At 37.4% G+C, this 12,175-nt stretch carries 10 protein-coding genes; 7 read left to right on the forward strand and 3 right to left on the reverse strand.

What is annotated here, in order from left to right:
- Positions 1-13 precede the first annotated feature (13 nt).
- The 6 genes from NNJ73_RS03775 (at position 14) to NNJ73_RS03800 (ending at position 4,684) form a co-directional block, all read left to right on the forward strand.
- Entirely contained in the window at positions 14-1,258 is a 1,245-nt protein-coding gene (locus NNJ73_RS03775; RefSeq protein WP_254492778.1) for a murein hydrolase activator EnvC, read from the forward strand.
- Entirely contained in the window at positions 1,248-2,558 is a 1,311-nt protein-coding gene (locus tag NNJ73_RS03780; protein ID WP_254492779.1) for a S41 family peptidase, read from the forward strand. Before NNJ73_RS03775 ends, NNJ73_RS03780 begins: the two co-directional genes overlap by 11 nt.
- 40 nt (positions 2,559-2,598) lie before the next feature.
- The gene (locus tag NNJ73_RS03785) at positions 2,599-3,120 is read left to right on the forward strand and encodes an RNA pyrophosphohydrolase (protein ID WP_254492780.1); all 522 of its coding nucleotides are present in this window, start codon (positions 2,599-2,601) and stop codon (positions 3,118-3,120) included.
- 111 nt (positions 3,121-3,231) lie between these two features.
- The gene (locus tag NNJ73_RS03790) at positions 3,232-3,792 is read left to right on the forward strand and encodes an invasion associated locus B family protein (RefSeq protein ID WP_254492781.1); all 561 of its coding nucleotides are present in this window, start codon (positions 3,232-3,234) and stop codon (positions 3,790-3,792) included.
- Between the two features lie 261 nt (positions 3,793-4,053).
- On the forward strand, positions 4,054-4,347 hold the full coding sequence (locus tag NNJ73_RS03795; RefSeq protein ID WP_254473461.1) for a YggT family protein: 294 nt from the start codon (positions 4,054-4,056) through the stop codon (positions 4,345-4,347).
- 22 nt (positions 4,348-4,369) lie between these two features.
- Positions 4,370-4,684, forward strand: coding sequence for a DUF167 domain-containing protein (locus NNJ73_RS03800; protein WP_254492782.1), 315 nt, complete (start codon positions 4,370-4,372; stop codon positions 4,682-4,684).
- Positions 4,685-4,742: 58 nt separating this feature from the next.
- Here the strand turns inward: NNJ73_RS03800 and ppa are convergent, their stop codons facing one another.
- The 3 genes from ppa to mgtE all read right to left on the reverse strand — a co-directional run bounded on the left by ppa (position 4,743) and on the right by mgtE (position 9,486).
- On the reverse strand, positions 4,743-5,267 hold the full coding sequence (gene ppa / locus NNJ73_RS03805; RefSeq protein WP_254492783.1) for an inorganic diphosphatase: 525 nt from the start codon (positions 5,265-5,267) through the stop codon (positions 4,743-4,745).
- Between the two features lie 65 nt (positions 5,268-5,332).
- Positions 5,333-7,159 (reverse strand): translational GTPase TypA, encoded by a 1,827-nt coding sequence (typA, locus tag NNJ73_RS03810; protein WP_254492784.1) that lies wholly within the window; start codon positions 7,157-7,159, stop codon positions 5,333-5,335.
- A 950-nt stretch (positions 7,160-8,109) separates the two neighbouring features.
- Positions 8,110-9,486: a magnesium transporter gene (gene mgtE, locus NNJ73_RS03815; protein WP_254492785.1), complete on the reverse strand. Its 1,377-nt coding sequence runs from the start codon at positions 9,484-9,486 to the stop codon at positions 8,110-8,112.
- Positions 9,487-10,150: 664 nt separating this feature from the next.
- On the opposite strand from mgtE, the gene NNJ73_RS03820 reads away from it, so the two are divergent.
- A complete protein-coding gene (locus NNJ73_RS03820; RefSeq protein ID WP_254492786.1) occupies positions 10,151-12,175 on the forward strand; it encodes a M3 family metallopeptidase in 2,025 nt (674 codons plus the stop codon).

Consider the following 12,175-nt stretch of genomic DNA (forward strand, 5'->3'; position numbering starts at 1 on the left):
TCTTCATAGAAAGATGCAATATTTATATGGGGAATGCGTGATATTTGTCATTCTGCTCTTGAGTATGTTTTTTTGCTTTTCTGTATCGCATGCGGAAGATACAATGAGGAGTACAGAAGTACATAAAGAATTGGGAGAAATTCGCCAAAATATTTCACTTTCGCGTGAGCGTGTTGTTTTTCTTACGCGTCAGGTTGAGCATTTAAAAAAAGATCAACGTGTTTTGAGTGATGCACTCATAAAAGCTGCTCAAGAAGAACGTAAAGTGGCAGATGATATTGCTGAAAGGGAAGAAAAGCTTAAAAAAATGATAGGAAAGCGTGTACAAGTCTATCAAAATTTAAAAAGTCGTCGCGCTGAATTTGCAGAAGTTCTTGCAATTTTAGAACGTATGGGCTTGAATCCACCTCCAGCTCTTATGATACAGCCAGAGGATGTGTTGGCTTCTATGCGCAGTTCTGTTTTATTAGGAACTGTCATTCCTCAGATGCAAGAGAAAACACGAGATTTAACAGAAAAACTCAAGGAGTTGACCAATTTAAGCAATTCCATTACTATGGAATATACGGCGTTAAAGACAAAACTGCAAAGTCAAGCAGAGCAGCGGAAACGTCTGGAGCTTTTATTAGCCAAAAAAAACAAACTACAAAAAAAATCAGAAAAAGAACTTACAGAACAGCAACAAAGAAATATTGCTCTTGCTAAAAAAGCGCAGTCTTTGGAAGAATTGATTTTAGAGCTTGACCGTCAATCAAAACTTAGCTTTGATTCATCAATACAGATACGGAAAAGTTTACAATTGCTAGAGCAGTCCAATTTTGAGAGCCGAAAAGGTTCTTTACTTTTTCCTGTTTCAGGAAAAAGAATTCGATATTCTCATAACAATTCGCAGATTACGCGTTTTGGTGAGACGATAGAAACAGAGTCAGGGGCTATTGTTATAGCGCCTGCGGATGCTTTTGTTGCTTTTGCTGGGCCATTTCGTTCTTATGGACAGTTAATCATTCTCAATGTTGGAAATGGTTATCATATCATTCTTACTGGAATGTCGAAAATTAATGTAAAACAGGGGCAGTTTGTTCTTTCAGGTGAGCCTCTGGGTATGATGGGGATGCAATTTATTGCAAATAGTGTTGCATTGGATATAGGAAAAGCTGCTCCAATGCTTTACATTGAGTTTAGAAAGCAGGGAAAGCCTGTAAATCCAACTCCTTGGTGGCAGACTGAAAAAATGAGAAGGAGCCAAAATGATTCGTAAAGTTATTCTTTTGGTCGCTGGGGTATTGCTCGGCGCCTATTCAATGGTTATGGTGCAGTCTGTTGCTGCGAATAATGAAGATAACGCATATAAAAAGTTGGCCATATTTGGCGATGTTTTTGAGCGTGTGCGTAAGCAATACGTTACAGTTCCAGACGATAAAAAGCTTATTGAAAATGCGATCAATGGCATGCTCACATCACTGGACCCCCATTCATCTTATTTGAATGCTGAAGAAGCTAAAGATATGCGGGATTCTACGAAAGGAGAATTCGGAGGTCTTGGTATTGAAGTCACTATGGAAAAAAACTTAATCAAAGTTGTTTCACCGATGGATGATACCCCTGCTTCAAAAGCAGGTATTCTCGCAGGAGATTTGATTTCAAAGATTGATGATGTACAAACGAATGGTCAAACATTGAATGAAGCTGTTAATAAAATGCGCGGGGCTCCTGGAACGCCAATAACCTTGACAATTATTCGTTCTGGCGTTGATAAGCCATTTGAAGTTAAGATTATTCGTGATATTATCAAGGTAAAAGCGGTGAAATATCGCGTTGAGGGTGATATTGGATATTTAAGAGTTATCCAGTTTTCTGAGCAGACATTGGGTAATCTGCTGGCAGCGATTAAAGATATTCAATCTAAAATTCCTGAGGATAAACTAAAAGGTTACGTCCTTGATTTGCGGCTTAATCCTGGTGGACTTTTAGATCAAGCTGTTAATGTTTCGAGTGCTTTTCTCAATAAAGGTGAGATTGTGTCGACTCGTGGACGCAAAAAGAGTGATGTAACGAGGTTTGATGCCAAGCCTGGAGATGTCACCAATGGAAAACCACTCATTGTGCTGATTAATGGTGGTTCAGCAAGCGCTTCTGAAATTGTTGCAGGTGCTCTACAAGATCATCGACGCGCAACAATTTTAGGGACGCAGTCTTTTGGTAAAGGGTCTGTTCAAACGATTATTCCTTTGGGTGAAAATGGCGCTTTACGTTTAACAACAGCACTTTATTACACGCCATCTGGTACTTCTATTCAAGGAACAGGAATTACACCTGATATTATTGTAGAGCAACCACTTCCTGAAAAATATAAGGGTTATGATGTAAAAGTTGGTGAGTCTGCATTAAAAGGGCATATCAAAGGAAAACGAGAAAGCAATAAAGGATCTGGTTCAGCTGCTTTTGTTCCACAAGATCCTAAGGATGACATTCAATTGAATGAGGCTTATAAATTGTTACGGGGTGAGATGGCAAATGCAGCATTTCCACCGGATCCCAATAAGGATATATTAAAGTGAGAAATGATATCGATAGCTTGTGCGCTTTTGAGGAATATAAATGGATGCAGATGTTAACTTGAAGACTCTTCCTTATCGCAAATGTGTTGGAATTGTTGTCTTTAATCATGAGGGTAAAGTTTGGGTTGGGCGTCGTTTAATGACGCCAGCTCATGCGGATATTGACGGATTTTATCGTTGGCAGCTTCCTCAAGGAGGAATTGATGAAAATGAAAAGCCATTAGATGCAGCCTATCGAGAACTTTATGAAGAAACGGGTATTCGATCTGTAAAGTTGATTAAAGAAGCACAAAATTGGTTCCATTATGATTTTCCACAAGAACTTGTTGCGTGCACATTAAACAATAAATATCGCGGGCAAACGCAAAAATGGTTTGCTTTCCAGTTTACGGGAGAGCTTTCTGAAATTGTGATTAATCCGCCACCAGATGGCAATAAAGCGGAATTCGATCAATGGAAATGGATTGATCTAGAAGCCCTTCCTTCGATTGCTGTTCCTTTTAAAAAGCATGTTTATATGAGAGTTGTCAGCGAATTTCGAGGTAGCCTTAAGTCATTATAAAAGCTATATGACTATGAGAAAGCTTTTTTTATGAAGATGCTTTATATGATATATATTATTTTATAGATGATAAATATTTTTCTCTTTTATGTAAAGAACAGGAATATAAAAATGAAAAAGTTATTTAATTTACTGGTAGTTTGTACTCTCTTGAGTATTTCATCTGTTGCATTTGCAACAAATTCAAAGCCTTCTGCAGCAAAAGAGGCAGCAGCGACATTGCCAAATGGAGCTTCTTCTTTGACTGAAACCTATGGCTTGTGGACCATTAACTGTGGGTTACAAGAAGGGAAAAAAGTTTGCTTTATGCACCGTCAAGAAGTAAATGAACAGGGGCGTGTTGTTGTGGCTATGACTCTTATTCTCAATGATGAGGGTGTTGTATCGGGTAATTTAACAGTTCCTTTTGGCATTTTGGTTTCTAAGCCTGTTCGTTTACAAGTTGATGAGGGAAAAGCTGTTATTGAAACCGGTATCCGGACTTGCGTACCGGCAGGTTGTATGGTTCCAGTCGTTTTTGATAAAAATCACGTAGCAGCTTTACGTGCTGGAAAACAATTAAAGTTAGCGATGACAATTGCTGCTGCAGGTGAACCACCTTTGAATGATTTGTTTGTTCAGCTAAATGGTTTTAGTAATGCCCTTAATCGTTTGACTGCTTTGCAGAAATAATTTTAAAAATAAAATAAAAGCGGCCTTAAAAGTCCGCTTTTATTTTGTGCGTATAGCCTGAACATTAAAACGATAAGATTTAAAATTAATCTTATAATTCTGTGCTTTTAAAGTTTTCAGATTATTTTCTGTTTCTTCTATTTTCATTGCACTATTTTTAATTGAGATTTTGAAATATAAAACGATTATTCAATATACAGATTCATTTTAATAAAGGTTTTCTATACGCTTTTCTGTTTCCTTGATTGAAAGGGATAACGCATGGTTTATGCATTGCTTCAAACACTTGATTGGATTTTTGATCTTTATATTTATATTTTAATCGCTAGTGTCATTTTTTCTTGGCTTTATGTCTTTAATATCATAAATTCGCGCAATCGCTTTGTTGTTTTGATAGGAAACTTTCTATATCGCCTTACAAATCCCGTTCTAAGCCCTATCCGGCAGATTTTACCGAATTTGGGAACAATTGATATTTCACCTATTGTGGTGTTCATTATTATTTATTTTATTCGTAATTTCATGTGGCGAGCTTACGTAAATATGTATTTATAGAAATATGATTTAAGGTAGATATATGTTTTATCAAGTTGATAAAAATAACTTGATTTTGTTTGTATATCTCATTCCCAAATCATCCGTTGACAAAATAATAGGGATTGAGTGTAGAGATGGTGAGAAACAATATCTGGTTATACGCCTTCGTGCTGTTCCTGAAGATGGAAAAGCAAATAAAGCTCTCATTAAATTTCTTGCGAAGCAGTGGAAAATTCCATCTTCTTCTATTTTTCTGAAAAGCGGTGCAACATCTCGCTACAAACAGCTTTATTTTTCAACACATTTAGAAGAGCTAAAGCAAATATGGCAATCCTTTAGAGGTTGTGACTCGTAGAAAAGTAAATAATAAAGCCTATTTTTTAATAGGCTTTATTATATTAAAATTGTTATATTTATTTATTGCGTTCAACGGCTTGCTGAATGAGTTCATGCGCGAAGTTTTTATCACGCCACCCTTCAATTTTTGCCCATTTTCCAGGTTCCAAATCTTTATAATGCTTGAAGAAATGTTCAATTTGTTTGAGTGTAATCTCAGGCAGATCTGTATAGTCATGAATATTGATATAACGTTTTGTTAATTTTGGCGTTGGAATGGCAATAATTTTTTCATCTTTACCACCATCATCTTCCATCATTAGAGCCCCGATGGGGCGAACATTGATCACACAACCAGGCATAAGTGGACGGGTATTACAGATAAGTACATCAATAGGATCACCATCCTCTGAAAGCGTATGAGGGACAAAACCATAATTTCCAGGATAAACCATTGAGGTATGAAGAAAACGATCAACGAATAATGCGCCCGACTTTTTATCCATCTCATATTTTATTGGTTGACCACCAAGAGAGACTTCCACAATAACATTAATATCTTCTGGTGGGTTTTTGCCTACGGGTATTTCCTTAATATTCATAGAGATATCCTTTCTGGGATAGAGTGAGGCTTACAATCAAATATTTGACCAAAGAGATTATGAAATTAGCTTGAAATTGATGCCCGTGTTTTTTCAAAACGTTTACGTTCATTAGGATCAAGATAAAGCTTTCGGAGACGAATATTTTTAGGGGTAACCTCCACAAGTTCATCATCTTGTATCCACGATAGGGCACGTTCTAATGTCATTTTAATGGGAGGTGTTAATTTTACGGCTTCATCTTTTCCAGAAGCGCGCATATTGGTGAGTTTTTTTCCTTTTAAAACATTGACTTCTAAGTCGTTATCGCGTGAGTGGATGCCAATAATCATCCCTTGATAGACTTTCACGCCTGCATCAATGATCATAGGTCCACGATCTTCAAGATTAAAAAGAGCATAAGCGACAGATTCACCGTTGTCATTTGAAATCATAACACCATTAACACGACCAGCAATATCTCCTTTATAAGGCTCATAAGCATGGAAAAGGCGATTCATAATGGCTGTACCACGGGTGTCCGTTAAAAGTTCAGATTGATAACCAATGAGTCCTCGGGTGGGCGCATAAAAAACAAGGCGGACACGATTACCTCCAGAAGGGCGTAATTCCACCATTTCACCTTTACGTTCAGACATTTTTTGTACAACAGTACCGGAATATTCTTCATCAACATCGATAACAACTTCTTCTATTGGTTCAAGAGTTATTCCATTTTCACCCTTTTGCATTACAACACGTGGACGTGAAACACTAAGCTCAAATCCTTCACGGCGCATATTTTCAATGAGAACTGCAAGTTGTAATTCTCCTCGTCCTGAAACGTAGAAAGAATCCTTATCAGCTGATTCTTCAATTTTAAGCGCGACATTGCCTTCTGCTTCTTTTAACAAACGATCACGGATGACACGACTTGTTACTTTATCTCCTTCCGTTCCGGCAAGGGGACTATCGTTGACAAGAAAACTCATCGTAACAGTAGGAGGATCAATTGGTTGGGAAGTCAAGGGCTCATTGACAGCTGGATCACAAAAGGTATCCGCAACGGTACCTTTTTGTAGACCTGCAATCGCAACGATATCACCAGCACTTCCTTCTTCAATAGGTTGCCGTTCTAGACCACGAAATGCTAAAATTTTCGAGATACGCCCAGTTTCTAAAAGTTTTCCATCTTGCCCAAGAACCTTAACATTTTGATTGGGTTTTAGAGAGCCGGAATGAATACGACCTGTAATAATTCGTCCCAAAAATGGATCTGCTTCAAGAATAGTTCCAATCATTCGGAATGGTCCTTCTGCGACACGAGGAGAAGGAACATGCCGCGTCACGAGATCAAATAAAGGTCCCAATCCTTGATCTTTTGGCCCCTCTGGGGCTTCAGCCATCCATCCATCGCGCCCAGACCCATAAAGAATGGGAAAATCAAGCTGTTCGTCGGTTGCATCAAGAGCAGCAAAAAGGTCAAAGACTTCATTAATGACTTCATCAACGCGTGCATCAGGGCGGTCAATTTTATTAATAGCGACAATAGGGCGCAATCCTACTTTTAATGCTTTACCAACGACAAATTTTGTTTGTGGCATTGGTCCTTCAGCTGCATCAACAAGTACGATGGCTCCATCAACCATGTTTAGAATACGCTCAACTTCTCCACCAAAATCGGCATGTCCTGGTGTATCAACAATATTAATTCGGGTATCTTTCCAAACGACAGATGTCACTTTCGCTAGAATTGTAATTCCACGCTCTTTTTCAATATCGTTTGAATCCATCATACGTTCGCTTGTACGCTGATTATCCCGGAAGTTTCCTGATTGCTTGAGAAGTCCATCTACAAGCGTTGTTTTCCCATGGTCAACGTGGGCAATGATGGCAATGTTACGCAATTGCATAAATTTTCTTCTTTTCGTTTAATGAAATTTCATTTGAGGCAAAGTTTTTACGTTCTTTGCCTGACTATTAAAAAGACCTTTTACATGTTTTTTTATAATTTTGGAAGATGGAGGCTATATTTTTATGGCAAAATGATTCCTTCAAGTCTTTAAGGCTCTATAAAGGCTCAATTGCTGGAGTTTTTTTTCAACATCCAGATTTAATGCAACCGCATATTTGAGATAAATATGGAGACAATTAAGAATTTTATAAGAAGCACTAACTTTTCTAGGATAGTTTAGAGAAAGAGTTATGATCTTGATTGATTGATGAAATGCAAATACAGTCCGATTTATAAAGAATATGAAGGTATTAAAAAAGTTCTCTTCTTTGCTATTATTTTTAATTCACAGTTATGCTTTTAAAAGCATCTAAAAAAATACAGTTTAAACCATTAAGATTGGTGTCTTGCCTACACTTAATTATCTTCTTTTAAAGAGAAATATCTTAATATTACTCATCCATTTCATGATAAGACCAATTGAATGCTATAATATACGTCAATGGTGTATATAAACGCCCTTGTGAAACGTATAAAGCCCATTGATCACCCCTATAATTATTCTTTCTCAGCTGTCAATATTGCGAAAGCTTTTATATTTTAGAGAGGACATAAGAAATCTTGTACTCCTTTCTTGAATAATTTTCCATCCACACACTCATTACGTTGTGACAGGCAAGAAGATGACTTTAATTGATACAATATGAGAATGAGAAGATTTATGATGAGGTAATTTTATGGTATTCGGCGCTATTATTCAATATCAAAATGATAAATTATTATTATAAATCAATTTATTATCTATAAAATGGTGTGCTAGAAAACAAATAATGGGCTTGTTCTCTTATGGAAAAATCTGAAACGACATGACAAGATCTTTCCATAAGGGGATGTTTTTACTTCACATGTTTAAAGAAGAGTTCCTGACAAAATGAGGGACGCTACAGAAAAATAGATGATAATGCCCATGACATCGACTAGAGTTGCCACAAAAGGGGCAGAAGCGCTTGCTGGATCAAATTTTAAACCTTTAAGGATAAAGGGCAACATAGAGCCAGAGAGAGAACCGAAGGTAACGATACCGACTAAAGCTGCACCTACTGTTGTTGAAACAGCAATCCAATGTTGTCCATAGTCATAGATACCGAGTTGTTGCCAAAGAGCGATGCGTGTAATGCCAATAATTCCGAGTAAGAGACCAAGCGATAGTCCTGTTGGAATTTCACGAATAATAACTTTCCACCAGTCTTTCAGTGTGAGTTCACGTAAAGCCAACGCGCGGATAATAAGGGATGTCGCTTGTGAACCGGAATTTCCTCCTGAACTCATAATGAGGGGAATAAACAGTGTAAGAATAATTGCTTTTTCAAGTTCTGTTTCGAAATGTTGCATAGCGCTTGCGGTCAGCATTTCACCGATAAAGAGTAAAGCGAGCCAGCCGCCGCGTTTTTTCATCATTTCAAGAAATTTGATTTGCATATAGGGCTTATGAAGTGCTTCCATACCCCCAAATTTATAGGCATCTTCATTCATCTCATCGACCATCGTATCAAGCACATCGTCAACGGTTACAATGCCAATGACATGATTATTTTCATCAACGACGGGCACAGAGAGAAGGTCATGGCGCTGGAAAAGGCGCGCAATATCTTCATGATGTGTGAAGGGCGATATTGTAATGGGCGAGTCATGGGTAGGGACATTAAGAATTTGTTCATCAGGTGAGGCAAGAATAAGGTTACGTAGTGAAACAGCTTTGAGAAGAGTCCCTTTTTTGGGGTCAATCACATAGCTGGTATAAACTGTTTCACGTGTTCGCTCGACCTCACGAATGTGATCCAAAGTTTTTTGTATGGTCCAATTTGAAGGAACTGCTATAAATTCTGTTGTCATCAGTGCCCCTGCTGTATGATCAGGATAACTGGTGAGTTTTTTAAGTTCAGCGCGCGTTAAGGGCTTAAGCAAGGCATAAAGCCGCGTGCGGGTTTCTTTATCCATTTCTTGAAAGACATCTGCAGCAGCATCTGCAGACATACCATCAAGAATTTCAACTGCACGATTTATGGGGAGAAGTTCTAAAATAGCAACAGGCTGTTCAAGCTCTGGTTTATCAAAAAGTTCGATAACATACTCAAGAGGCAGAAGAGTAAGAATAGTGACACGTTCCATGATATCAAGGTCATTGATAATATCAATAGAGTCAGCAAAATGCAGACTTTTTAATTTTTCAGCGAGAGCTTCAGGAGAAAAATTTTTGAAGTCGAAGGTCGTTTTGATTTCAGTCATGATAAAATACCTCCTGAAAAATTGGAGAGTTATAAATCTAGATAAGATGATGAGATAAAAAAATAAAAGTTTATGGAAGATCGAAAAAAAACTCCCCAACGGTAATTCCAATTGTTAATATTTCAGGTAAAGTCAAGGATAAATTGTAAGTTATAAACAAATTTTTAAATTACTGAAAGCAAGAATACAGTCTAATTTCAGGATAATATAAAGACGTAAATGTAAAAATCAGTTCTCATTTTCACCATCATTTCTTTAGTACAGCTTTGCGATTTTTAAAAGAATCTACAGAAATGTTTTGTAAACAGTAGAGATGAAGCCTTTCTTCAAGTGTTTTTATCAATAGGCAATTTCATTTATGATGTGCGAGCGAATAATCTTTATTGCTTCGATATGATATGGTTTAAAATGAAAAAATCCTACGCTATTCGAGTTTCTCATTCAATATAAAAAAAACAATAAATTATCATTATAAATCAAAGATTTTGTTTGATAAGTATAGAAATTCTTATTTTTATTGATTTCATGAAGCTAAAGATATTCCTTATTCAATAGAGCTTTGAAAGGTAATTTTGAAAGGCATGAAATAGTCTTAGTATATTATCAATTTGTGTCGTAAAGATAATTGTTACAACTAAAGTTTATAATGGAGACATAAAATATTATGACAAAAGCAGCAGTGCTGGATTGGAAAGGATTTTCAGGTCTTCCTGATTTTTCTTCTATAAGAGATGAAGATTTCAAACCCGCTTTTGAACAGGCACTTCAAGAAGCCGAAGAAGAATTAGAGGCGATTGCGATGGTGCAAGAATCACCAACGCTTGAGAATTTTTTGCAACCTTTTGAGCTTTGTGGCAAAGCGCTTGATCGTGTCTGTTCAATATTTTTCTTGCGTGCCAGTGCTCATACGAATGCGTTGATTCAACAGCTCGAACAAGAGTTCGTTGTAAAACTTTCCCGTTATTCTTCAAAAATGATGATGGACGCGCGGATATTTGCAAAAATAGATGCACTTTATAAACAGTCGCAGCAGGGCATATTCGAGAGCGAAACAACACGTGTTCTTGAATTATGGTGGAAAAAGTTTGTTTATCATGGTGCAAAACTAGACGATAAAGCTCAGAAACGGCTTGTGGAAATTAATGAAAGACTTGCTTTTTTAAATGCTACTTTTGGACAGAATGTCTTAAAAGATGAAGCTGAATGGATTTTATTTTTAAAACAAACAGATTTATCTGGTTTACCGGAAGATCTCATTGCTTCAATGAAGGAAATTGCATGTGAAAGAGGCAATAAAGAAGCCTATGCGTTAACATTAGCACGCTCGATTGTTGAACCTTTTTTAAAATTCTCAAATCATCGTGATTTGCGTGAGGTTGCATTCCAAGCTTGGGCTAAACGTGGTGAAAATAATAACAAGAATGATAATCGTCCCCTTATTATAGAGATTGTTGCGCTTCGAGATGAGCAGGCTAAATTATTGGGATATAAATCTTTCGCAGATTTGAAACTCGATAATACCATGGCTAAAAGCGCTGATTCTGTTATGGATTTGCTGATGCCAGTATGGGAGCGCGCAAGGGAGAAGGCTTCTACTGAGCAAATTGAATTACAAAATTTTGCCAACCATCAGGGAAGCAATGAATCTTTAGCTGCTTGGGATTGGCGTTATTATGCTGAGAAGCTCCGCACTGAAAAACTTTCTTTCGATAGCGCTGAAATTAAATATTATTTTCAACTTGATCGTATGATTAAAGCGGCTTTTGGGGTAGCAGAAAAACTCTTTGGTATGACCTTTGAAGAAAAAAATGCTGTTGCACTTTGGCATCCTGATGCACGTTTGTGGGAAGTAAAGAAATCTGATGGAAGTTTACTTGGGCATTTCATTGGTGATTATTTTGCACGTTCTTCAAAACGTTCTGGTGCATGGATGAGCCAATTGCAATCACAGCATAAATTGGATGGCGGTCAAAAACCAATTATCTACAATATTTGTAATTTTGCTAAACCCTCTAAAGGGGAGGTGGCACTTTTATCACTTGATGATGCACGGACACTTTTCCATGAATTTGGGCATGCATTGCATGGTTTGCTTTCTGATGTCACATGGCCCTCTGTAGCGGGAACATCTGTTTCACGTGATTTTGTTGAACTTCCCTCTCAACTTTATGAACATTGGTTAACCGTACCAGAGGTCTTAAAATCTTATGCTATACATACAAAAACAGGGCATCCAATGTCCCAAGAGTTAATCGATAAAGTTTTAGCGGCGCAGACATTTAATGCGGGATTTTCTGCGGTTGAATTTATCTCATCAGCTCTCGTGGATATGGCTTTTCACCAAGGAGAAACAGTCACAGATCCAACAATTTTTGAACATAAAGAATTAGAAAAGTTGCAAATGCCTGATACAATTATTATGCGTCATCGTCCCTCACATTTTATGCATGTGTTTGCAGGGGATGGTTATGCTGCTGGATACTATTCTTATATGTGGTCAGAAGTACTTGATGCTGATGCTTTTCAAGCATTTGAAGAAACTGGTGATGTCTTTAATTCAGAGCTTGCTGATCTTTTAAAGCGTTTTATTTATTCTGCTGGAGGAAGCCGCGATCCAGAGGAACTTTATAAAGCTTTTCGGGGACGGATGCCTTTACCAGAGGCAATGATCAACAAACGTGGACTGTAA

Source organism: Bartonella sp. B1099 (assembly GCF_944801835.1).
Classification (GTDB): domain Bacteria; phylum Pseudomonadota; class Alphaproteobacteria; order Rhizobiales; family Rhizobiaceae; genus Bartonella.